Here is a 22,059-nt window from a genome sequence, read left to right as displayed (position 1 = left end):
ACCCCCAGGAAGGGCCATGCTGAGAACACCGACGGGCGGTGCCGGACACGGCACCGCCACCGCCGACGACCGGCCGATGAGCATCGGCACGGTGCTCCTGAGGCTGCGGGACGAGTTTCCCGAGGTCACGATCTCCAAGATTCGTTTCCTGGAGGCCGAAGGGCTCGTCGAACCGCAGCGCACCCCTTCCGGATACCGCAAGTTCCACGCCGAGGACGTCGAGCGCCTCGCGCAGGTGCTGCGGATGCAGCGGGACCACTATCTTCCGCTGAAAGTCATCCGCGAGCACCTGGACGCCCTCGCCCGGGGCGAGCAGGTCGCGCTGCCGTCCCCGGGCGGGGAACGGGAGCAGGGCGAGTGCGCCTGGACCACGGGATCGGGGCGGGCCACCGCGGCCCGTATCGGCCGGGCGGAGCTGCTGGCCGCCGCGGAGGTCACCGAGAGCGATCTGGACGCCTGGGAGGCGTACGGGCTCGTCGCGCCGACGGCCGAGGGCGGCTACGACTCCGAGATGGTCAACGTCGCCAGGCTTGTGGCGGATCTGGGGCGATTCGGTCTGGAACCCCGGCATCTTCGCGCGATGCGGGCCGCCGCGGACCGTGAGGCCGGGCTCATCGAGCAGGTCGTCGCGCCTCTGCGCCGCCACAGGAATCCGCAGACCAGAGCCCATGCGGAGGCCACCGCGAGGGAGCTGGCGGAGCTGTCCGTACGGCTCCACGCGGCGCTCGTCCAGACCGCCCTGCAGATCCGTCTCCACTGATCCGGACGGTGCCCGACTACCCAAACCTGCCGAGCACGTCCTAGGGTTGCTGTGTGAACGAGCTCGACGTTGTGGGTGTCCGGGTGGAAATGCCCTCCAACCAACCGATCGTGCTCCTGCGTGAAGTGGGAGGCGACCGGTACCTCCCCATTTGGATCGGTCCCGGTGAAGCGACCGCGATCGCCTTCGCTCAGCAGGGCATGGCCCCCGCCAGACCGCTGACCCATGACCTCTTCAAGGATGTGCTCGAGGCCGTCGGCCAGGAGCTCACCGAGGTCCGGATCACGGATCTCCGGGAAGGGGTCTTCTACGCGGAGCTGGTCTTCGCCAGCGGGGTCGAGGTGAGCGCGCGTCCCTCCGACGCCATAGCGCTCGCCCTGCGCACCGGAACGCCGATCTACGGCAGTGACGGGGTGCTCGACGATGCCGGGATCGCGATCCCGGACGAGCAGGAGGACGAGGTGGAGAAGTTCCGCGAGTTCCTCGACCAGATCTCACCGGAGGACTTCGGTACGAACAGCCAGTGACGTCCCCGGGGCGCGCATCCGACAAGCCTTTCCCGGTCGAACGGCACGGGAAACCACCCTCAGGGTGATTATCACTCGGCGTGCCGAGTGTGGCGATCGTTGACGCACCCCGAGTGACTGCCTACCTTCGAGTGGGCAGGTCAAGGACGGAGGTCGGCGTGAGAAACAGCGGCGACGGTACGGCAGCGGGCGCGCCGTATCCGCAGCAGGGGAGTACGGCCGGCCACACCATCAGGCAGCCGGTCGCACCGGCCGCCGTGGCGGGGGACGGCGTGACAGCGGCCAACGACATCGGCTACCGAGGACCGACGGCCTGCGCCGCCGCCGGCATCACCTACCGGCAGCTCGACTACTGGGCCCGTACGGGGCTGGTGGAGCCGAGCGTCCGCCCGGCCTACGGCTCCGGCACCCAGCGGCTCTACAGCTTCCGGGACGTCGTCCTGCTGAAGATCGTGAAACGCTTCCTGGACACCGGCGTGGCCCTCCAGAACATCCGCACCACCGTGCAGCACCTGCGGGCCCGCGGCTTCCAGGACCTCGAACGCATGACGTTGATGAGCGACGGCGCGACCGTCTACGAATGCTCCTCGCCCGCCGAGGTCGTCGATCTGCTCCAGGGCGGTCAGGGCGTCTTCGGGATCGCCGTCGGTGTGGTCTGGCGCGATGTGGACGCCGCCCTCTCCCAGCTCCACGGGGAGCGCGTCGACACCGGCGAAACACTGATCGGCAACAACCCCACCGACGAATTGGCCCGCCGCCGCAACCGGGCCGGCTGACCGCTCCCGTACGGCAGGACGGCCACGCACCGGAGGATCCGGCGCGTGGCCGTCGTCGTGACGGGGCGACTGTCAGTGCCGTAGGGCACCATCGGGTGATGTGAGAGCCGCGCCCACCATCCTGCATCTGGACATGGACGCCTTCTACGCCTCGGCGGAGCAGGCGGCGAAGCCCAGCCTGCGCGGCAAACCGGTCGTGGTGGGCGGGCTGGGGCCGCGCGGGGTCGTCGCCACCGCCTCCTACGAGGCCCGGCGCTTCGGGGTGCATTCGGCGATGCCCATGGCCCAGGCCCGGAGACTCGCGCCCAACGCCGCCTACCTCGTCCCGCGCTTCGGCCTCTACCGCACGGTGAGCGACCAGGTCATGGCGCTGTTGGGTCAGCTGTCCCCGCTGGTGGAGCCGCTCAGCCTGGACGAGGCCTTCGTCGACCTGGAGGCCGGCGGGACGGCGGACGACAGCGCCTCCGCCCTGGAGATCGGCCGCCAGCTGCGCACGGCCATCACGGCCGTGACCGGACTCAGCGGTTCCGTCGGACTGGCCGGCTCCAAGATGCTGGCGAAGATCGCGTCGGAGGAGGCCAAACCCGACGGTATCCTGCTGATCGAACCGGGTACCGAACGGGAACTGCTCGCGCCCATGCCCGTGCGCACCCTGCCCGGGGTCGGACCCGCCACCGCCGACCATCTGCGCCGGGCCGGTATGACCACGGTCGACGACCTCGCCGAGGCCGGTGAGGCGGAGCTCGTACGGCTGCTGGGCAAGGCGCACGGCACCGCGCTGCACCACATGGCCCTGGGCCACGACGACCGGCCCGTCGTCGCGGAACGGGACGCCAAGTCGGTTTCCGTCGAGGACACCTTCGACGCGGATCTGCACGACCGGGTCCGGATCAGGACCGAGGTCGAACGGCTCGCCGACCGCTGTGTCCACCGGCTGAAGGGGGCCGGGCGCTCCGGGCGCACGGTGGTCCTGAAGGTGCGGCGCTACGACTTCTCCACGCTGACCCGCTCCGAGACGCTCCGGGGGCCCACCGACGACCCCACAGTGGTCAGGGAGGCCGCGGCGCGGCTCCTGGAAGGCGTGGACACCACCGGGGGCGTACGGCTGCTCGGCGTCGGTGTCACGGGGCTGGCCGACTTCACCCAGGAGGATCTCTTCGCGCAGGCGGCCGGAGAGCGCGCGGCGGCCGCCGGGGCCGCCGCCGAGGCCGCCGGGCCCCACCGGCCCGAGGGCGCACCGAGGGAGCCCGGGGACGGCCGTCCTGCGCCCGACGGCGGGGAGAGCGAGGAGAGCCCCGAGCAGCGGGCCGCGCGGCGCTGGCCGGCCGGGCACGACGTGCACCACGAGGCACACGGACACGGCTGGGTGCAGGGGAGCGGGGTCGGCCGCGTCACCGTGCGGTTCGAGGAACCGGAATCGCGGCCGGGCCGGGTGCGGACGTTCCGGATCGACGACCCGCAGCTGCGGCCCGCCGAGCCCCTGCCGCTCGTGAGCGATCCGGCGGACTACTCCTCGTGGCCGGCCAGCCTGCCGAAGTCACGGTCGGGGCCGCCGGCGTCGGGCGCCGCGTCCAGACCGTAGTGCCGGTAGAGCTGGAGCTCCTGCTCCGGCGAGAGATGGCGACCCACGCCGAAGTCGGGGGCGTCCTTGATCAGGGAGCGGTCGAAGGGGACGCGCAGCGTCTCGTCGACCAGTTCGCTCGGCTCCAGGGGGACGAAGGCGTCCCGGCTGAACAGTCCGGTGCGGACGGCCGCCCACTCCGGCACACCGGTGGCATCGTCGAGGTACACCTCGTCGACGGTTCCGATCTTGGTGCCCTTGCGGTCGAACGCCTTGCGGCCGATCAGGCTGCGCGGATCGATGTCGGTCTGCACGGTCCCTCCCACTGGTCGCGGCTACTCCACAGGCACTACAGAAGTCCACAATCGTGGTCCCGGCCACTCGGGAAGGGAGCCGGGGACCCCGCTGGTAGGCTGGATACGGCTGCTGACCCCGTGCGGGAGAGTCCTCCGGAAGCCCTCCGGAGGGCGCCGAAGGAGCAAATCCTCCCCGGAATCTCTCAGGCCCCCGTACCGCACGGACGAGGTCACTCTGGAAAGCAGGGCGGGTTCCGTACGGCGTGAGCCGTGCCGGGTCCCTCCCTCACCGACGGTGAAAACCGGTGCGCCCCGCGGGCACCGGTGAAGCTCTCAGGTTGAGATGACAGAGGGGGAGGCCGTTCGGGCACCCCGCGCCGTGGTGCCCCTCGCAGGTCGTGACAGACCAGGAGGCCTCCATCATGACCCCCCGTCGCCCTTCGCTCGCCCAGCTGGAACAGGGAATCCCGTTCGAGCAGCGCCACATCGGTCCCGATGCCGAGGCCCAGGCGAAGATGCTCGCCCAGGTCGGCTACGGCTCGCTGGACGAGCTGACCGCCGCCGCGGTGCCCGACGTGATCAAGAGCGCCGAGGCGCTGGCCCTGCCGGACGCCCGTACCGAGGCCGAGGTCCTGGCCGAGCTGCGCACGCTCGCCGACCGCAACCAGGTGCTGGCCCCCATGATCGGGCTCGGCTACTACGGCACCTTCACCCCGCCGGTGATCCTCCGCAACGTCATGGAGAACCCCGCCTGGTACACGGCGTACACGCCGTACCAGCCCGAGATCTCCCAGGGCCGCCTCGAAGCCCTCCTGAACTTCCAGACGATGGTCGCCGACCTCACGGGGCTGCCCACCTCCGGTGCCTCGCTGCTCGACGAGGGCACCGCCGCCGCCGAGGCCATGGCGTTGGCGCGGCGCGTCGGCAAGGTCAAGCAGGGCGTCTTCCTGGTCGACGCCGACACCCTGCCGCAGACCGTGGCGGTCATCGAGACCCGGGCCGAGCCCACCGGCGTCGAGGTCGTCGTCGCGGACCTGAGCGACGGGATCCCGGCCGACCTCGCCGAGCGCGGCGTCTTCGGCGTGCTCCTGCAGTACCCCGGCGCCTCCGGAGCCGTGCGCGATCTGCGCCCCCTCGTCGAGCAGGCCCACGAGCTGGGCGCGATCGTCACCGTGGCCGCCGACCTGCTGGCGCTCACGCTGCTCACCTCGCCCGGCGAGCTGGGCGCGGACATCGCCGTCGGCACCACCCAGCGCTTCGGTGTCCCGATGGGCTTCGGCGGACCGCACGCCGGCTACATGGCCGTCCGCGAGAAGTTCGCCCGCAGCCTTCCCGGCCGCCTCGTCGGCGTCTCCGTGGACGCGGACGGGAACAAGGCCTACCGGCTGGCGCTCCAGACCCGCGAGCAGCACATCCGCCGTGAGAAGGCCACGAGCAACATCTGCACCGCGCAGGTGCTGCTCGCCGTCATGGCCGGCATGTACGCGGTCTACCACGGCCCCGAAGGGCTGCGGACCATCGCGCGCCGCACCCACCGCTACGCCGCCATCCTGGCGCGGGGGCTGCGCGACGGCGGCGTCGAGGTGGTCGGCGACGCCCACTTCGACACGCTCACCGTCCGCGTCCCGGGCGGGGCCGCCGCGGTCGTCGAGGGCGCCCGCGCCCGCGGGGTGAACCTCCGCCTCGTCGACGCCGACACCGTCTCCCTCGCCTGCGACGAGACCACCACCCGCGCCCTGGTCGAGTCCGTCTGGGCCGCCTTCGGCGTCGAGGCGGACGTGGAGGCGCTGGACGCCACGACCGCCGACGCGCTGCCCGAGGGGCTGCTGCGCGACGACGCGATCCTGACCCACCCGGTTTTCCACCAGCACCGCTCCGAGACCGCGATGCTGCGCTACCTGCGCCGCCTCGCCGACAAGGACTACGCGCTGGACCGCGGCATGATCCCGCTCGGCTCCTGCACCATGAAGCTGAACGCGACGGCCGAGATGGAGTCCATCACCTGGCCCGAGTTCGGCGCGCTGCACCCGTTCGCCCCGGCCGAGCAGGCGGAGGGCTTCCTGACGCTCATCCACGAGCTGGAGGAGCGCCTGGCCGAGGTCACCGGTTACGACGCGGTCTCCCTCCAGCCCAACGCGGGTTCGCAGGGCGAGTTCGCCGGGCTGCTCGCCGTCCGCGCGTACCACCGCGCCAACGGTGACGAGAACCGGACCGTCTGCCTGATCCCGTCCTCGGCCCACGGCACCAACGCCGCGAGCGCCGTGATGGCCGGGATGAAGGTCGTCGTGGTGAAGACCGCCGACGACGGCGAGGTCGACGTCGAGGACCTGCGCGCCAAGATCGCGCAGCACCGCGACGAGCTCGCGGTGCTGATGATCACCTACCCGTCGACCCATGGTGTCTTCGAGGAGCACGTCGCCGACATCTGCGCCGAGGTCCACGACGCCGGCGGCCAGGTGTACGTGGACGGCGCCAACCTGAACGCGCTGGTCGGTCTCGCCAAGCCGGGCCGCTTCGGCGGCGACGTCTCCCACCTGAACCTGCACAAGACCTTCTGCATCCCGCACGGCGGCGGCGGTCCGGGCGTCGGCCCGGTCGGTGTGCGCGCCCACCTTGCGCCGTACCTGCCGAACCACCCGCTGCAGCCCGCCGCGGGCCCGGAGACCGGCGTCGGACCGATCTCGGCGGCGCCCTGGGGCTCGGCGGGGATCCTGCCCATCTCCTGGGCGTACGTACGCCTGATGGGGGGCGAGGGCCTCAAGCGCGCGACGCAGGTCGCCGTACTCGCGGCCAACTACATCGCCAAGCGGCTGGAGCCGCACTACCCGATCCTGTACACCGGCCCGGCGGGTCTCGTCGCGCACGAGTGCATCGTGGACCTGCGGCCGCTGTCGAAGGCCACCGGTGTCAGCATCGACGATGTCGCCAAGCGCCTCATCGACTACGGCTTCCACTCGCCGACCATGTCGTTCCCGGTCGCCGGCACGCTGATGATCGAGCCGACCGAGAGCGAGGACCTGGCGGAGCTGGACCGTTTCTGCGACACGATGATCGCCATCCGCGCCGAGATCGAGAAGGTGGCCTCGGGCGAGTGGAGCGGGGAGGACAACCCGCTGGCCAACGCTCCGCACACCGCGGCCGCGCTGGGCGGGGAGTGGGCGCACGCCTACAGCCGCGAGACGGCGGTCTTCCCGGCCGGGGTCTCGCCCGCCGAGAAGTACTGGCCGCCGGTGCGCCGCATCGACGGCGCCTTCGGCGACCGCAACCTGGTCTGCTCGTGCCCGCCGCTGGACGCGTACGACGACTGATCCGGGGGCGGCGTCGCGAACGGGCGGCGTGACGCGGACACGCGTGGGGGCCGGTGCGGAGATCTCTCCGGGCCGGCCCCTTTTCCGTACCTGCGGCTCAGGCCGCCTTCGCCACCCGGCCGGTGCCCAACGGCCGGTGCGGGGCGATGATCTGTCCGTCGGGAAGCAGCTCACCGGTGTCCTCGAAGAGCAGGACGCCGTTGCACAGCAGGCTCCAGCCCTGTTCCGGGTGATGGGCCACCAGGCGGGCGGCTTCCCGGTCGGCGGAGTCGGCTGTCGGGCAGGGTGGCTGGTGCTGGCACATGGATGGGTTCTTTCGCTGCGTCGAGTTGAATGTCCTGCGGCTGGACGAGGTGTTCATGACCGCTCCCCCGTATCGATCGGTCCGATCCCAGTGTTGCCCCACGGACGTCATTCCGCAGGGATTTCGCAGCAGCGCTCCTTCTCCTCTCATGACGCGTCACCCAGCCGGACGGTTCAGCGCAACTGCACTGTCCCTTCGGGTGGTTCGGGGTGGCCGGATGGGGCTAGTCCGGATGGACCCCCGGCTCCCGCGGGCATGCGCGGCGCCCCGCCGCCGGGGTGCCGGTGACGGGGCGCCGCGCATGAGACGTGGGGGAGCGGGGCTCAGGCGGGCGAGCCCAGCAGGGGGCCGGGACCGGGTGCGATACGGGTGGTGATCACGGGGAGCAGATCGGCGACCCGGTGCGGACGGTGTGCCGCGATACCCGGTGGGGCGGGAGCGAGCGGGACGAGGAGATCGGCAGGGGCGGGTGCGCCGAGGGAGGCGTCCGCCGTGATGTCGCCGTGCAGCCAGAGCGCGAGCATGTACAGCTCGGGGATGGACAGGAGCCGCGGCTGGTACGGGGTGGGGGCCGCCTCCGCCTGGCGCAGGGCGAGTTCGGTCGAGGCGAGGTACGGGCCCTCGAAGAAGTGCGAGAACGCCCAGCCGTCGGGGGTGAGCATGGTGTCGGCCGCGGCGACGGCCCGTTCCGTGCCGCGGATCAGGAAGCGCCAGCCGATGAGGCGGGTGGTCGGCGCGAGGGCTCCCGGTGCGAGGCGGTCCAGCACATGGACGGGGAGCGGGTGATCGGGGCTCAGTGGTTCCTGGGCGGACCGCAGTGCTGGTGTGCGGGCCTCGCGGACGGCGGTCGGTGAACCGAGGGCCGCGAGAACGCTGCGCAGGGCGGGCGCGGGGGCCGGGGGAACATGCAGCGGCATAGTGGGTCGCCTCTCACTTCGGAGACACGGTGGTGCGTGGGCGGGTGCAGACGGCGGTGTCGGCGTGCGGGGCCAGAGGAGGCCGGTGACTGGGCCGGTGCGTCAACTCTCTGCCTCGTCCGCGGAGTTTATACGACACGTGTTCACACGGTGTTTCCACTAGCCGTCGTGGTGATTGCCGACAAGGCGGTATCCGGACTTTATTATGCGGAGATTACGCTGATTCGATGCGCGCGGCGCAGTCACCGCCTCGGGTTTTTCCCGCGTCGCGGTCGGCCGAAACGTGCCGGTGCATTCCCCGTATGCCGATCGGGAAACTGTGGGATGCGGCATGCCGAGTGAATGTGCCTCGGGCCTCGTTCTTCAGATTAGCGGCCGCATGCCGTCCGCGGGGCGTTACGGATCTCTCCGTCTGGGCATTATCGACCCTGACGCGAGCGGTCTGGGCCGCGGGCCGCCCACTTGAGGAGGGACCCTTCGATGGGGGAGAAGGTCGTGGCGGACGCCTTTGACCTGTCCGACCGGCAGCGGTATCGGACCAAGCTCCACCAGTGCCTGGAGGGGCTGGAGAGACTTCTGGCGGACCGGAGGTTCGACCGTCCCCGCAACCTCATGGGGATGGAGATCGAACTGAATCTGGCCGGTGCCGACGGTATGCCGAAGATGTTGAACGGACAGGTACTGGACCGTATCGCCAGCCGTGATTTCCAGACGGAACTGGGGATGTTCAATCTGGAAGTCAACATAGTTCCCCATCATCTGTCGGGCCGCGTTCTCGATCAACTGGCCGAGGAGCTGCGGGCCGGGCTCGGATATGCCGACCGGAAGGCCGCCGAGGTCGACGCCGGGATCATGATGATCGGAATACTCCCCACGCTCGGACGCACCGACATGGTCCGGTCCAACCTCTCCGACGTGGACCGCTACGCCCTGCTCAACGATCAAATGGTGGCGGCCCGGGGCGAGGATTTCTCCCTGGATATCGAAGGCGTGGAGCGACTGGTCTGCACCTCCGGATCGATCGCTCCGGAGGCCGCCTGCACCTCCGTGCAGCTGCATCTCCAGGTGACCCCCGAGCGCTTCGCGGACGTCTGGAACGCGGCCCAGGCCGTGGCCGCGGTGCAGGTGGCGCTGGGGGCCAACTCCCCGTTCCTGTTCGGCCGTGAGGTGTGGCGGGAGTCCCGGCCGCCGCTCTTCCAGCAGGCCACGGACACCCGGCCGCCCGAACTGCAGAACCAGGGCGTGCGGCCGAGGACCTGGTTCGGCGAGAAGTGGGTGGACTCGGCCTTCGAGCTGTTCGAGGAGAACCTGCGCTACTTCCCGCCGCTGCTGCCCCTGTGCGACGAGGAGGATCCGCTGCGCGTCCTCGACGACGGCGGGGTGCCCCACCTCCACGAGCTGGTCCTCCACAACGGCACCGTCTACCGGTGGAACCGTCCGGTGTACGGGCTCGTGGACGGCGTACCGCATCTGCGCGTGGAGAACCGGGTCCTGCCCGCCGGGCCCACCGTGGCCGACGTCATGGCGAACACGGCCCTCTACTACGGGCTGGTCCGGTCGCTGGCGGAGGAGCCGCGACCGGTGTGGACCAGGATGCCGTTCGCCGCGGCGGCGGAGAACTTCGAGAACGCCTGCCGGCTGGGCATCGACGCCGAACTGCTCTGGCCCCGTCCCGGACGCTCCGGCGGGCTGACCCGGGTGCCGGCCGTGAAGCTCGTACGGGACGAACTGCTGCCGCTGGCCGCCGCGGGGCTCGACGCCTGGAACGTCGAGGCCGCCGACCGGGACCACTATCTCGGGATCATCGAGGGGCGCTGCCGGCGGCGGACGAACGGGGCGTCCTGGCAGGCGGAGGCCTATCACCGGGCCCGTCGCGCGGGGCTCGCACGGGGCGACGCGCTCGCCGCGATGACCCGGCGGTACGGCGAACTGATGCAGGCCGGTGAGCCGGTGCACACCTGGCCCGCGGACATCCCGGCGGCATGAGGCGGGCCCGGCGGGAACCCCGGAGGATCCCGTCGGGCCCGGTCGCCCCGTGTCCTACTCCTCCTCGGCCGCGCGGCCGTTCTGGCCGGCGGTCATCACGGCCTGGAGGATCACCGCCTGGATCTCCGCCGGGTCGTTCACCTGGTAGCCGCCGCCCCCGGTGATCTTGGCTATGTCGTTCAGCTCGTCGCGGTCCGCCTCCGGGCCCACCGCGATGGCGAGCAGCGGAACGGGCCGCTCGGGGTCGCTGATCCTCTTGAGCTCCGCGATCAGGGCGGAACGCGAGATCGACTGCTCGTCCTGGTTGGAGCCGTCCGTGAGGATCACGACCGCGTTGAACTTGTCCTTCACATAGGTGCGCTGGGCCTCCTTGTACGCGGCCAGCGTCGTGTCGTACAGACCGGTGGCACCGTCCGGCACGGGCTTCAGCCCGGCGAAGGCGGCGGCGAGCTTCTCGCGGTGGGTGCCGCCGCCCTTGGCGGCGTCGCCGAGCCGCGCGGTCGCCACCAGCTGGCGGTAGTCCTTGTCGCCGTCGAGCGTGGTGGCGAACTCCCAGAGCCCGATCTCGTCGTTCGGCGTGAACTGGTTGAGCGCCTGGATCAGCGAGGCCTTCGTCACGTCCATCCGCGACTGGTTGCGGCCCGGCACGATCGTGGCCATCGACCCCGAGGCGTCGACGACCGTGGTGAGCCGCGCGCTCTGCACGGTGATCGTCCACATGCCCAGCGTCTGCTGGAGGGCCTCGTCCGGGAGGGCGGAGCCGGGCACCGTGGCGTACGGCTGGGGCGACTTGGCACCGGCGGCGGCGACCATGGCCTCGTCCGGGGTGCCGTCGACGGTGCGGAAGCCGTGCTCGCGCAGGGTGCGCTGGGAGGCGTCCTCGGACAGCAGCGTCATGAAGCGGAGCGCGGCCCGGCTCTGGTCCGTCGTCTGCTCCTCCTCGTTGACCAGGGCGAAGGGATAGTCGAGGAGAGGGGTGCCGTCCTCGGGGTAGAAGAGGTTGAGCCTCCCGCCGTCGGTGGACTCGGCGTTGTGGGCGAAGGCGGCCTGCTCGGAGAGGAGCACCGCCTGGTTGCGCGCCGGATTTCCCTGTTCGGCGCCCGAGCTGTCCTGCGGCAGCGTCCCGGCGACCTGGGTGTCGCCGTCGGACATCCGCTGGGCCAGCAGTTTGGCCGTGGCCGCGACGCGGGTGTCGCTGTCCCCGCCCTGCTTGTCGGAGGAGATCCCGATGCTGGTGAGGGCCAGCAGGCCGGTGGCGCTCCGCGCCGGGTCGGCCGATCCCAGCCGTACCTTGTCGGACTCCATGGCCGCGGCGGTCAGCTCGGCCCAGCTGTACTGCTTCTTCGGCCAGCCGAGGCTCTTGGCGGCCGAGGGGACCATCGCCACGGTGACCGGCGACGAGGCGACGGAGTCGCCCGGAGTGATCGGTACGGCGTCGCCGTTGCCCTTGGCCCGGGTCAGCCACAGCTCGGAGTCGGGGAGCCACATCTGGTAGTCGGGCGTCTTCGTGCCGCGGGCGAGGGCGTCCGCGACCTTGTACGAGTCGCGGGCCACCACCTCCACGTCCACGCAGTGCCCGTCGGACTTCAGGTTGTCCTTGCGTGCCCGGTCGGCGACGGCACGCACGGCGGGAGCGATGTCCGGGGAGGACATCATGGTCAGGTGTACGGCGCTGTCGTCGCACGACTTCGAGAACGACAGCAGGCCGCCCTGTGCCGCGACCGCTGTTCCCCCGGCGACGGCGAGAACGAGCATGGTGGCGATGACCACGGTACGGCGGCGGCGCGGAGGACGGTCCCCGCTTCCGTCCGCCGCGTAGTCGTCCGGCAAGCTGTGACGTCCCATGTCGGTGGTGCCCCTCCTTGAGGATGAACAAGGAAAAGGGGGACCACACCATCGGCGATGGTGCTCGTCCCCCGGCCTGTCGCGCATGATCTTCGTACCTGCATTCGAGACCCTAGCGGCACGGGGAGCGGCATGGGACGGGAATGCACAACTGAGGGCAGGTGTACAGGTGGAGGCAGGGCACGTGGCTGAATCTTTTCCTCGGGAGGCCGTGTCACAGCGGATTCTGCGGTCCGAAACGGTGCTGGTTCTGGCGCTCTCGCTGGGCGCCAGCGGAGTGTCTGCCCTGATCAGTTTTGTCGGATCGCTGACGAAACCAGGGGGTTTGAAGGATCAGGCGGCCACCCTCAACAGTTCCTACGCACCGGGCCGGCCCTGGCTGGATCTCGCGTGGCAACTCTTCAGTATCTCCACGGCACTGGTCCCCGTCGCCCTCGTCGCCCATCTCCTCCTCCGGGAGGGCACGGGCCTGCGCGCCATCGGATTCGACCGGAGCCGGCCCTGGCAGGACCTCGGCCGCGGCACCCTCGTCGCGGCGGGCATCGGCAGCACGGGACTGGCGTTCTACCTCGTCGCCCGCGCCTCCGGCTTCAACCTCACGGTCGTCCCCGAGTCGCTCCCCGACGTGTGGTGGAAGTTCCCCGTTCTCGTCCTCTCGGCGATCCAGAACTCCGTGGTGGAGGAAGTGATCGTCGTCGGCTATCTGCTGCGCAGGCTGGGGCAGTTGGGCTGGACGCCGATGGCCGCCCTGGTGGCCAGCTCGGTGCTGCGCGGCTCGTACCACCTGTACCAGGGCATCGGCGGCTTCCTCGGCAACATGGCGATGGGTGTCGTCTTCGTCCTCCTCTACCGGCGCTGGCAGCGGGTGGGCCCGCTGGTCGCCGCGCACGCGCTGCTCGACATCGGCGCGTTCGTCGGATACGCGCTGCTCGCCGGAAAGGTGGACTGGCTCCCGACGCCGTGACCGGGCCACGGGAGGGGCGGCCGCGCCACAGGGACGCCCGCCCCCCGCCGTACCGCGGCCGCCCTTCCGTCGTCCCGCGGTGGTCCGGAACCTCCTACGGGGCGACGAGCAGATCGCCGTCCACGACGGTCACCGCGTGCCCGGTGAGGACGGTGCGGTCGCCGCGCAGCGCGGTGCGGACCAGTCCGGAGCGGGCGGAGGCCTGGAGACCGGTCAGTTCGGCGCGGCCGAGCCGGGCCGACCAGAACGGGGCGAGGGCCGTGTGGGCGCTGCCCGTCACCGGGTCCTCGTCGATGCCCACGCCGGGGAAGAAGCCGCGCGAGACGAAGTCGTAGCCGCCCGCGGGATCGGCGGCCGCCGCCGTCGCGATGACGCCGCGCCGCGAGAGGCCGGCCAGGGCCGCGAAGTCCGGCGTCAGCGCCCGCACGGCCGCCTCGTCCGCCAGCTCCACCAGCAGATCGCCCACGTGCGGCCCCGTGTCGTGGACCGACACCGGCTCCGCGCCCAGGGCCGCGGCCAGCCCGTCCGGCGCGGTCTCGGACCTGAGCGGGGCGGTCGGGAAGTCCAGCTCGATCGCGCCGTCCGGTGTGGTGCGTGCGGTCAGCACACCGCACCGGGCGGCGAACCGGACCGTACCGCTCGCGGTCCCGGTGGTGTGCAGGATGTGGGCGGTGGCGAGCGTGGCGTGGCCGCACATGTCCACCTCGGTGGCCGGGGTGAACCACCGCAGCGCCCAGTCGGCGTCGCCGCCGGGCGGCAGCGGGTGGGCGAAGGCGGTCTCGGAGAGGTTCAGCTCCGCGGCGATCTGCTGGAGGCGGCTGTCCCCGGGGAATCCGTCCGGGCCCAGGAGCAGGACCCCGGCCGGGTTGCCGGCGAAGGGGCGGTCGGTGAACGCATCGACGATTCGAATCCTCATGGGCCGACCGTAGGGGCGCGGCCGGGCGGCGGGCCAAGGCCAATTCCGCATCGGCGGCCCCTGGACGCCGAACGGACCTGCCCCGGGCGGCTCAGGGGATGCTCGTGAGCGGCCAGATGCTCGGGCGGGCGCGCCGGACGGCGGCGCGTATGTGGACCATGGCCACCATGGCGCTCATATGGGTCTTGCCCTCGGTGAACCGGACGTGGTCCGCGCAGAACCAGACGGCGTTCTGGGGATGCCCGTCGCGGTCGGTGGGAGGCTCGATGCGGCGGAAGTACACGAGCGTGAAGAAGTCGAAGGGATGGTCCCCGCGGGACGCCCGGCACATCGCGCAGGACGGGGGCATCATCGTCGGCCAACTCCCCTCCGTGAAACCGGTCGAGGAGTGATCCTACAATCGGCTCGGCGCGGTCCTGCGTGGCCGTGGCCGGTCCTGCCGCGTACTCCGCCCCGTGCTGCGGAGACGGCCGCAACAGCCCGCGCGGCATCCGACGCGACACCGAGGCGTACGGGGTGCCGTCCGCACCCGACACGACGGAGGCTCCATGCGCGTGATCTCGAGCGGCAGGCACCACACCACCTTCGCCTTCGGCGACCTGCGGGTGACCTCGTTGCGGGACGGGTACCTCGACATGCCGCCGACCCGGCTCCGCGACGAGGACGGGAGCCCGCTCGGTGAACTGCCGGCCGCCGTCCCGCTGCCCGGCGGCAACCTGCGGCTGTCGGTCAACGCCTTCCTCGTCACCGACGGGACGCGGTCCCTCCTCGTCGACGCCGGTGCGTCCGACGCCTGGCACGAACCGACCATGGGACTGATCTACGACGCGCTCGACGAAGCGGGGATCGACCGCTCGAGCCTCACCGACGTGGCCGTCACCCACCGGCACGTGGACCATGTCGGCGGGCTGATCGCGCCGGACGGCTCGGAGGCGTTCCCCGGTCTCGAACGCGTGTGGATCGGAGCCGCCGACGCCTCGGTGTTCACGGGCCGTCTCGCCCCGGTCCGCGACCGGGTCGTCCCCGTGTCGGAGCGGACCGCGATCAACGACTGGGCCGTGGCGCTCCCGACGCCCGGTCACACACCCGGCCACGTCGTCTACGCCGTCGAGAGCGGCACCGGAGACCGCCTGCTCCTCTGGGGCGACACCGTGCACGTCCCCACACTCCAGTTCGGCCGGCCGCGGGTGGCCTGGGAGTTCGACGCCGACCGGCCCATGGCCCGCACCGCGCGAGCGACCCTCCTCGAACAGCTGACGCGCCCGGGGCACTTCGTGGCCGGCGCGCACCTCGACTCACCCGGCATCGCACGCGTCACACCTTCCGGTGAGGGATACGCGCTGGAGTACCTCGCCCCGCCGATCGGCTGACCCCCTCCGCGTTCACATCGGGGCCGGCCCGGTGACCGGTCCTGACGTGCTCCCGGTCCTCCCGGCGAGGGGCCTCGGCCGCCGGCCTTCGTGCCTCGGCCGCGGATACGGCCGTCGCGACCGCGTGCCGGGTCCCGGGCTCGGTGATCGAGAGCGCCCAGTAGGCATGGGCGACGGACGGGTAGTCCGTGTCCCCGACGGTGATCGGCGCCGGGTGGTCGTGGCGCAGGCCGAGCCTTCCGGGCTGCGGCGCGGGCTTGTTCGGATACGAGTGCCGGAGGCGGAGCGCCGGGGCCCGCGCGCCCTCCGGTCAGTCCGCCGGGACGCGGGCGGCCCGCTCGGTGATCCGGTGCGCCCGCTCCTCGAAGTACGTGAGTGCCGCGTCGTAGTCCTCCTGCCTCGCCGTTTCGGTTTCGCCGAACGGCAGCCGGTCCAGGCCGCCGGGTCCGGCCACCAGGATCCGCGGCGGCCGGTCCTTGAGGTCCATGTCGCCCGGCGTACCGGCGCTGTGTCTCGGGGAAGGCCAGGTACGCGGTCCGGACAGAGGCCCGGTTCGTCTCGGTCCGGTCGGCGAGGAACACATCGACGGCGGCCGGACAGCGGCCGGTCGAGTCGGGCCGCTTCCGGGTGTGCGGACGCCGTCCGCGCTGCGATGGGTGATCCGTGTGCCGCTCGTCCCGGGATTCCGCCGGATGGGCCGCGGGTCGGCAGCTGCGAGGGCGACCGACGGGGCCGCCGCGTCGAGGGGCACCGCCGCCCCGGCCTGCATGTTTGCCAAGCGAGCGGTTCCGATATATCGTCGAAGCATCGCGACAGTGCAGCGATACCAAGATTGATACGAGAAGGAGTACGACCATGCATGCACACGACCACGGACATGGACACGGTCGCGGCCCCTGTGGGCCCGGTCGGCACGAGCAGGGGGACTTCGAAGGGCGTCGGGCGGCCTTCGGGCAGTTCGGGCCGCCGTTCGGCGGAGGACCCTTCGGGGGAGGCCCGTTCGGCGGGCGCGGCCGGGGCGGTGGCCGGGGGAGGGCGCGGCGCGGTGATGTGCGCGCGTCGATCCTCGCTCTGCTGAAGGACCGCCCGATGCACGGGTACGAGATGATCCAGGAGATCGGCGAGCGCAGCGGCGGGGCCTGGCGGCCCAGTCCCGGCTCGGTGTACCCGACGCTTCAGATGCTGGAGGACGAGGGGCTGATCGTCAGCGAGAGCGAGGGCGGCAAGAAGCTGTTCACGCTCACCGAGGCCGGTCGCACCGAGGCGGAGTCCGGGCCGAACGCGCCCTGGGAGGAAGCCGGCCGCGGCGTCGACTGGGAGAGCCTCAACGAGGTCCGGCAGGCGGGCTTCGGGATGATGGAGGCGTTCGGCCAGGTCTGGAAGACCGGCTCGGCCGAGCAGCGCGAGAAGGCGCTGTCGGTGATCAACGACGCCCGCAGGAAGCTCTACCTCATCCTCGCCGACGAGGGCTGACCCGTTCGGTGGGACATATGAGGAGAGGTGCGCACCGGGGCCCCGCGGCCGAGCCGCGGGGCCCTTCGACGTACCCGTCGCGCGGTGGTCAGGCGACGATGAGTCCGTCCAGCTTGCGCAGGGATTCGACGAGCGCCGCCGTGGCCGAGTCCTTGAGCTTGCCGGCCATCAGCGAGACCGCCGCGCCCGTGAACTCGCCGTCGATCCGCAGCGCAGTGGCATCGCCGTCCGGCGTCAGCGCGTACCGCATCTTCAGGTTCACGCCCATCGGGCCCTTGCCCGTGGTCGTGAGCAGCCGGCCCGTCTCCAGCTCCGCCACCGTCCAGGTGACCTCGGCCGGGAAGCCCATGAGCTTCATGTTCTCCTCGTAGGTGGCGGCCAGTTCGAGGGTGTCCGGGCCGCCCTTGGGGAAGCTGGTGTGCGTGGCGTTCCACTCCCCGTACGCGCTGAAGTCGGTCAGCTGGGCCCAGACCTTCTCGGCCGGTGCCTCGATGCGCGCCTCTGCACTGACTTCGGCCATGCGACCACCCCTTCTCGACGGGTTACGGTGTCGCGGAACGTAGCCGCAGTGGCGTGAACATTCAATACTGATGAACCGTCAGAAATGCTGGCCGGGGTCCTGATCCGTCCCGGCCCGGCGGATCTCCGCCGCGTCGAAGCGGTCGGAGGCGCGCGGATGGGGTCCGTCGTCGTGGCAGTGGAACGCCGCCCAGAACAGATCGGCGGGCAGGGCGTCGGGCGGGGCGTGGACCCGGTAGACGTAGTCGCGCCCGTCCAGTGCGGGCAGGGAGACCAGCCAGCTCATCCCCGCAACCGCCTCCTTCCCGCCGTACCGGTGCCTCGTGCTGTGGGACGTGTGCGGGGAGGTTCGCGGTTGCTCCGGGAGCGCGAGGCAAGGCGGCGCGCGCCGGGTTCCCTAACGTGTTCCCGAAACGGCCCGATCTCATCCGTAAGGAGGAGGTCCCGCTCCCCTGTGCACAACTCGGGGCGGATGCGGCGATGGGACTCCGCGGGGACGCTTCCGGGCTCCCGGACTGATGGGGTGGAAGGGTGCAGAACCGTACGCCGCGCATCCCCCAGCAGCCCGCAGCGCACCACCGCGCCGAGTTCGACGCCGCATTCGGTGCCGCGCTGGGCGCGGTGGTGTCGGGTGCGCGCAGACGGGCCCTTCGGGACGGCGACCGGCAGATCGACACCGCTCATCTCCTGCACTCCCTGATCGAGTCCGACCCCGAGGTGCGGTCCGCCTTCGACGGCGGCCCGCAGCTCGCCAGGGTGCTCGGCTACCTCGTCCAGCGCAGCATCGGGTACGGGCTCCGCTGGCAGGGGACGGTCGAGGACACCGGGGCGGTCCCGGTGGTGCCGGACGCGGCCGCCGACGGCTGGTCGCCCTCGGCGGCGTCCGCGATGGCGGAGGCGTGCGCCCGCGCCAGGTCGCTCGGCCGGGAGCGGGCCGAGGGGGTCGATCTGCTCGCGGTCCTGGCCGACGACCGGGAGTGCCGGGCCGTCGAGGTGCTGGAACGGGCGGGCGTCGACACCGGGTCGCTCGCGGGCAGGGCCGGGCAGGCCGCCGGGTGGTGCTGAGCCGCCGGGCTCAGCCGGCCGGGCGGACGAGCGCCTCCAGGGCCGGGCGGAGCAAGGCGGTGATCCGGTCGGCCGGAACGTCCCGCAGTGCGCTGAGGCCGAGCAGTTGATGACCGAGCGTCGCGCCCACCATCGTCGTGACGATCAGCGCCGCGCGCAGGTCCGCGTCGGGGTCCGGGTCCGGGGCCTGGCCGTGGGAGTGCCCCTCGTCCCCGGCCGCGCCCGCGGTCAGGGCCCGGCCGATGCCCGCAATCTGCTCGTCGAGCCCCTCGCGCACGTGTGAGGCCGCCGCCGGGTCCGTGAGCATGGAGCGCAGCATCGCCCGCGCCCCGTCGGGGAGGCCGCCGAGCTTGACGCCGAGACCGGTCAGGAGATGGTCGAGCAGGGCCTCGCCGTCCGCCGCGGGCGCGGGAGCGGGGGAGGCCTGTGCGGCGTGGGTGAACAGTTCCCGTTTCGAGCCGAAGTACTGCATCACCAGGGCCGGATCGACCCCGGCCGACGCCGCCACGGCGCGGATGGTGGTGCGGTCGAACCCCTTCGCCGCGAACAGTTCCCGCGCGCACGCCAGGATGCGGGCCTCGGTGGCCCGGCGGCGGTCCGCGCGGGTGGTGGGGTGCGTCGTCACAGCCGGACTCTACATGCGTTGACCGAATCCGTTGACCCGTTCCCCGGCGGCTCGTATCGTCATTCACTCAACGTCTGTTGAGTGAATTTCGGCGGGGACGCCGGCCGAGGAAACGGAGTGGGTTCCATGACGAAGACGAGCGGTGCGGACGCCGGCCGTACGCCGCGCGAGGTCCTCGACCTCTACCACCGGGCCATGCGGGAGATGGCGGCCGACGACCTGGCCGATCTGTACGCGGAGGACGGCACGCACGAGTTCCCGTTCACCACGCCCGGATTCCCCGGCCGCTTCGAGGGGCGCGAGGCGGTCCGGGCCGGATACCGGGCGGCCTGGGGCGCCTCGCCGTTGCGGATGGTGGAGATCGCGGACGTGGTCGTCCACGAGGCCGCCGAGGCCGGCACCCTCGTCGGTGAGCACGTGGCCGTCGTGGAGTCCGCGCGGGGCGAACGGTTCGCCGTCCCCGGGCTGCTGGTCGTCCGGGTCCGCGACGGGCTGATCGCCCGGATGCGGGACTACATGGACGCGCTCGCCGTCGGCCGCGCGGGCGCCTCGATCGCCTCGAAGTCCCCGGCCGCCGCGAGCTGACGGGCCGGAGCGGGGGGAGCGTCCCTCCCGCCGCCGGAGTGCGAACCGCGACAGGTGCTTCGGGGGTGACGCTCCTGACGGCAGCTGTCATGATGTGCCGATGCACGCGTCTCAGGGGAGAAGCGCCGGTCTGGGACTCGCCCTGGCCTCGGCCTTCGCATTCGGCGGTTCCGGTGTGGCGGCCAAGCCACTCATCGAGGCGGGGCTCGACCCGCTCCACGTGGTGTGGCTCAGGGTGGCGGGCGCCGCGCTCGTCCTGCTCCCCGTGGCCTGGCGCCACCGGCACCTGGTCCGCACCCGCCCCGTGCTGCTCCTGGGCTTCGGACTCCTCGCCGTCGCGGGCGTCCAGGCCTGCTACTTCGCCGCCCTCTCCCGCATTCCGGTCGGCGTCGCCCTCCTCGTCGAGTACCTGGCGCCCGCCCTCGTCCTGGGCTGGGTCCGCTTCGTCCAGCGCAGGCCGGTGACCAGGGCCGCCGCCGTCGGCGTCGTCCTCGCGGTGGGCGGACTGGCCTGCGTCGTCGAGGTCTGGGCGGGCCTCGGGTTCGACGCCCTCGGTCTTCTGCTCGCCCTCGGCGCCGCCTGCTGCCAGGTCGGCTACTTCGTCCTCTCCGACCAGGGCGGCGGGAGTCCGGCCCCCGGCCGGAGCGGTACCGACGCGGCGAGGAGGGCCGAACCCCCGAACCCGGTCGGCGTCATCGCGTACGGGCTCCTCGTCGGGGCCGTCGTCCTCACCGCCGTGACCCGGCCGTGGACCATGGAGTGGTCCGTCCTCGGCGGCGACACCGGCATGAACGGCGCCCAGGTACCGGCCTGGCTGCTGCTGGTCTGGATCGTGCTTCTGGCGACCGTCGTCGCGTACGTGACCGGCGTGATCTCCGTCCGGCTGCTGTCACCCGCCGTCGCGGGCGTCGTCGCCTGCCTGGAAGCGGTCGTCGCCACCGTGCTCGCCTGGGTGCTCCTGGGGGAGCACCTGGCCGCCCCGCAGCTCATCGGCGGCGTGCTGGTGCTGGGGGGCGCTCTCATCGCCCAGTCGTCGACTCCCTCGGCGCCCTCGGGACCGGTCGCGAGCGGGCCGGGCGGGGAACCGGAGGCGGCCGGCAGCGAGTTGTCGGCCCGCCGGGTCGCCCTCTAGAGTCGCGGCCATGCACTCGACCGTACTTCCGCCGCCTGCCGCCTGACGCGGGCCGCCACACCTGACGAAGACCGGGCTCGGGCAGTCCCCGAGCGGTCCGTCGCTGCCCGCGTGCCGAGCCGAGCGACCACCTTCCTGTCTTCCCATGGAGAAGTCACGTGTCGAATCCTGCTTCCGGCCTGTCCGCCGGGCGGAGTCTCTGCTATCTGATCATCGCCGGAGTCGCCTGGGGCACGGCCGGGGCCGCCGCCTCGCTGCTGTTCGCGGCCGGCGATCTCGGGCCCCTCGCGCTCTCGTTCTGGCGCTGCGCGGGCGGCCTGGTGCTGCTGCTCGGCGCGCTCGCCCTGCGGACCCGCCGCCCGGCACCGGCCGAGTCGCGGCGCCGCCGACTGCTGCGCATCCTCGGAACGGGCCTCGGCCTGGCGGCCTTCCAGACCGCCTACTTCGCCGCCGTCCAGGCCACCGGCCTCGCCGTCGCCACCGTGGTCACGCTGGGCGCGGGGCCCGTCCTCATCGCCGTCGGCGCCCGGCTGACCATGGGGGAGCGGCTCGGGCTCGGGGGAATCGCCGCGGTCGGCGGGGCGTTGGCGGGCCTCGCCGTCCTCGTGCTCGGCGGCGACGCGGCCACCGTCCGCCCGTCCGGGATCGCCTTCGCGCTGCTCTCCGCGGCCGGCTACGCGGGGATGGCCCTGCTCACCCGGTGGCTCGGCCGCGACGGCGGCGGCGCGGACCCGCTCGCCACCAGCGCCTGGGCGTTCGGCGTCGCCGCGCTCGTGATGCTGCCGATGGCGGCGGTCGAGGGCTTCGTCCCGCACACGGAGCACCCCGTCCGGGTCGTCGTCCTGCTCGTGTACATGGCGTCGGTCCCGACCGCCCTCGCCTACGCGCTCTACTTCGCCGGCGCCGCGACCGTGCGCGCCGCCACCGTGTCCGTCGTCATGCTGCTGGAGCCGGTCAGTGCGGCGGTCATCGCGGTCGCCGTGCTGGAGGAACCGCTCACCCCGGCCACGGTCGTCGGGACGCTGCTCCTGCTCACGGCGGTGGCCGGGCTGGCCGTCGCCGAGACGCGCGGCGCGGTCGGCGCCCGCGAGGAGGCCGTCGCGGCCGTCTGAGCGGCCCGGGGCGGCGGG

General features: G+C 72.1%; 23 protein-coding genes and 1 riboswitch. Of the genes, 13 read left to right on the top strand and 10 right to left on the bottom strand.

All coding sequences use genetic code 11. The annotated features are described in order from the left end of the window. Positions 1 to 16 precede the first annotated feature (16 nt). The 4 genes from ACFVDM_RS14225 to ACFVDM_RS14210 all read left to right on the top strand — a co-directional run bounded on the left by ACFVDM_RS14225 (position 17) and on the right by ACFVDM_RS14210 (position 3,645). A complete protein-coding gene (locus ACFVDM_RS14225) occupies positions 17 to 760 on the top strand; it encodes a MerR family transcriptional regulator (protein ID WP_383637982.1) in 744 nt (247 codons plus the stop codon). 53 nt (positions 761 to 813) lie between these two features. Beyond that, the gene (locus tag ACFVDM_RS14220) at positions 814 to 1,287 is read left to right on the top strand and encodes a bifunctional nuclease family protein (RefSeq protein ID WP_006123076.1); all 474 of its coding nucleotides are present in this window, start codon (positions 814 to 816) and stop codon (positions 1,285 to 1,287) included. 158 nt (positions 1,288 to 1,445) lie between these two features. Beyond that, positions 1,446 to 2,063, top strand: coding sequence for a MerR family transcriptional regulator (locus tag ACFVDM_RS14215; RefSeq protein WP_383637979.1), 618 nt, complete (start codon positions 1,446 to 1,448; stop codon positions 2,061 to 2,063). A gap of 100 nt (positions 2,064 to 2,163) precedes the next feature. Further along, entirely contained in the window at positions 2,164 to 3,645 is a 1,482-nt protein-coding gene (locus tag ACFVDM_RS14210) for a DNA polymerase IV (protein ID WP_383637976.1), read from the top strand. Here the strand turns inward: ACFVDM_RS14210 and ACFVDM_RS14205 are convergent. Beyond that, the gene (locus ACFVDM_RS14205) at positions 3,570 to 3,938 is read right to left on the bottom strand and encodes a PRC-barrel domain-containing protein (RefSeq protein ID WP_383637973.1); all 369 of its coding nucleotides are present in this window, start codon (positions 3,936 to 3,938) and stop codon (positions 3,570 to 3,572) included. The genes ACFVDM_RS14210 and ACFVDM_RS14205 overlap by 76 nt on opposite strands. Before the next feature lie 113 nt (positions 3,939 to 4,051). Next, positions 4,052 to 4,149, top strand: a riboswitch (glycine riboswitch). A 193-nt stretch (positions 4,150 to 4,342) separates the two neighbouring features. Between ACFVDM_RS14205 and gcvP the strand changes: the two genes are divergently transcribed. Next, entirely contained in the window at positions 4,343 to 7,228 is a 2,886-nt protein-coding gene (gcvP, locus tag ACFVDM_RS14200) for an aminomethyl-transferring glycine dehydrogenase (RefSeq protein WP_383637970.1), read from the top strand. 97 nt (positions 7,229 to 7,325) lie between these two features. Here the strand turns inward: gcvP and ACFVDM_RS14195 are convergent, their stop codons facing one another. Both ACFVDM_RS14195 and ACFVDM_RS14190 read right to left on the bottom strand, forming a co-directional pair. After that, a complete protein-coding gene (locus tag ACFVDM_RS14195) occupies positions 7,326 to 7,532 on the bottom strand; it encodes a DUF5999 family protein (RefSeq protein ID WP_383637967.1) in 207 nt (68 codons plus the stop codon). A 323-nt stretch (positions 7,533 to 7,855) separates the two neighbouring features. After that, positions 7,856 to 8,449 carry a hypothetical protein gene (locus ACFVDM_RS14190; protein WP_383637964.1) on the bottom strand — a complete coding sequence of 198 codons (594 nt, stop codon included), beginning with the start codon at positions 8,447 to 8,449 and terminating at the stop codon, positions 7,856 to 7,858. A gap of 480 nt (positions 8,450 to 8,929) precedes the next feature. Here ACFVDM_RS14190 and ACFVDM_RS14185 point away from each other — a divergent pair, with 480 nt between their 5' ends. Further along, the gene (locus ACFVDM_RS14185; protein WP_383637961.1) at positions 8,930 to 10,435 is read left to right on the top strand and encodes a glutamate-cysteine ligase family protein; all 1,506 of its coding nucleotides are present in this window, start codon (positions 8,930 to 8,932) and stop codon (positions 10,433 to 10,435) included. A 54-nt stretch (positions 10,436 to 10,489) separates the two neighbouring features. Here the strand turns inward: ACFVDM_RS14185 and ACFVDM_RS14180 are convergent, their stop codons facing one another. Next, positions 10,490 to 12,280, bottom strand: coding sequence for a substrate-binding and VWA domain-containing protein (locus ACFVDM_RS14180; protein ID WP_383637958.1), 1,791 nt, complete (start codon positions 12,278 to 12,280; stop codon positions 10,490 to 10,492). Between the two features lie 184 nt (positions 12,281 to 12,464). Between ACFVDM_RS14180 and ACFVDM_RS14175 the strand changes: the two genes are divergently transcribed. Continuing rightward, positions 12,465 to 13,244: a CPBP family intramembrane glutamic endopeptidase gene (locus tag ACFVDM_RS14175; RefSeq protein ID WP_383637955.1), complete on the top strand. Its 780-nt coding sequence runs from the start codon at positions 12,465 to 12,467 to the stop codon at positions 13,242 to 13,244. 94 nt (positions 13,245 to 13,338) lie between these two features. Here the strand turns inward: ACFVDM_RS14175 and ACFVDM_RS14170 are convergent, their stop codons facing one another. Further along, positions 13,339 to 14,160, bottom strand: a complete 822-nt coding sequence (locus tag ACFVDM_RS14170; protein WP_383637952.1) for a PhzF family phenazine biosynthesis protein — start codon at positions 14,158 to 14,160, stop codon at positions 13,339 to 13,341. Positions 14,161 to 14,251: 91 nt separating this feature from the next. Beyond that, positions 14,252 to 14,512, bottom strand: coding sequence for a hypothetical protein (locus tag ACFVDM_RS14165; protein ID WP_383637949.1), 261 nt, complete (start codon positions 14,510 to 14,512; stop codon positions 14,252 to 14,254). Between the two features lie 196 nt (positions 14,513 to 14,708). On the opposite strand from ACFVDM_RS14165, the gene ACFVDM_RS14160 reads away from it, so the two are divergent. Next, the gene (locus ACFVDM_RS14160; RefSeq protein ID WP_383637946.1) at positions 14,709 to 15,530 is read left to right on the top strand and encodes an MBL fold metallo-hydrolase; all 822 of its coding nucleotides are present in this window, start codon (positions 14,709 to 14,711) and stop codon (positions 15,528 to 15,530) included. Between the two features lie 310 nt (positions 15,531 to 15,840). On the opposite strand, the gene ACFVDM_RS14155 is transcribed toward ACFVDM_RS14160, so the two are convergent. Beyond that, a complete protein-coding gene (locus ACFVDM_RS14155) occupies positions 15,841 to 16,017 on the bottom strand; it encodes a hypothetical protein (protein ID WP_383637943.1) in 177 nt (58 codons plus the stop codon). Between the two features lie 368 nt (positions 16,018 to 16,385). Between ACFVDM_RS14155 and ACFVDM_RS14150 the strand changes: the two genes are divergently transcribed. Continuing rightward, positions 16,386 to 17,003: a PadR family transcriptional regulator gene (locus ACFVDM_RS14150; RefSeq protein ID WP_383637940.1), complete on the top strand. Its 618-nt coding sequence runs from the start codon at positions 16,386 to 16,388 to the stop codon at positions 17,001 to 17,003. 88 nt (positions 17,004 to 17,091) lie between these two features. Here the strand turns inward: ACFVDM_RS14150 and ACFVDM_RS14145 are convergent, their stop codons facing one another. Then, a complete protein-coding gene (locus ACFVDM_RS14145) occupies positions 17,092 to 17,523 on the bottom strand; it encodes an SRPBCC family protein (RefSeq protein ID WP_383637937.1) in 432 nt (143 codons plus the stop codon). A gap of 78 nt (positions 17,524 to 17,601) precedes the next feature. Continuing rightward, the gene (locus ACFVDM_RS14140) at positions 17,602 to 17,808 is read right to left on the bottom strand and encodes a hypothetical protein (protein WP_383637934.1); all 207 of its coding nucleotides are present in this window, start codon (positions 17,806 to 17,808) and stop codon (positions 17,602 to 17,604) included. 245 nt (positions 17,809 to 18,053) lie between these two features. Between ACFVDM_RS14140 and ACFVDM_RS14135 the strand changes: the two genes are divergently transcribed. Next, positions 18,054 to 18,587, top strand: coding sequence for a Clp protease N-terminal domain-containing protein (locus tag ACFVDM_RS14135; protein WP_383637931.1), 534 nt, complete (start codon positions 18,054 to 18,056; stop codon positions 18,585 to 18,587). A gap of 10 nt (positions 18,588 to 18,597) precedes the next feature. Here ACFVDM_RS14135 and ACFVDM_RS14130 read toward each other — a convergent pair whose 3' ends face one another. Beyond that, positions 18,598 to 19,212, bottom strand: a complete 615-nt coding sequence (locus tag ACFVDM_RS14130) for a TetR/AcrR family transcriptional regulator (protein WP_383637928.1) — start codon at positions 19,210 to 19,212, stop codon at positions 18,598 to 18,600. 126 nt (positions 19,213 to 19,338) lie between these two features. On the opposite strand from ACFVDM_RS14130, the gene ACFVDM_RS14125 reads away from it, so the two are divergent. From ACFVDM_RS14125 to ACFVDM_RS14115, 3 genes are all read left to right on the top strand, one after another. Then, positions 19,339 to 19,797 carry a nuclear transport factor 2 family protein gene (locus ACFVDM_RS14125; RefSeq protein ID WP_383637925.1) on the top strand — a complete coding sequence of 153 codons (459 nt, stop codon included), beginning with the start codon at positions 19,339 to 19,341 and terminating at the stop codon, positions 19,795 to 19,797. A gap of 100 nt (positions 19,798 to 19,897) precedes the next feature. Then, the gene (locus ACFVDM_RS14120; RefSeq protein ID WP_383637922.1) at positions 19,898 to 20,929 is read left to right on the top strand and encodes a DMT family transporter; all 1,032 of its coding nucleotides are present in this window, start codon (positions 19,898 to 19,900) and stop codon (positions 20,927 to 20,929) included. 158 nt (positions 20,930 to 21,087) lie between these two features. Then, positions 21,088 to 22,041, top strand: a complete 954-nt coding sequence (locus tag ACFVDM_RS14115) for a DMT family transporter (protein WP_383637919.1) — start codon at positions 21,088 to 21,090, stop codon at positions 22,039 to 22,041. Positions 22,042 to 22,059 lie beyond the last annotated feature (18 nt).

Source organism: Streptomyces sp. NPDC057682 (genome assembly GCF_042799575.1).
Lineage (GTDB): Bacteria > Actinomycetota > Actinomycetes > Streptomycetales > Streptomycetaceae > Streptomyces.
The sequence above is the reverse complement of the archived record's forward strand: the minus strand, read 5'-3'. Positions and strand labels throughout refer to the sequence as shown.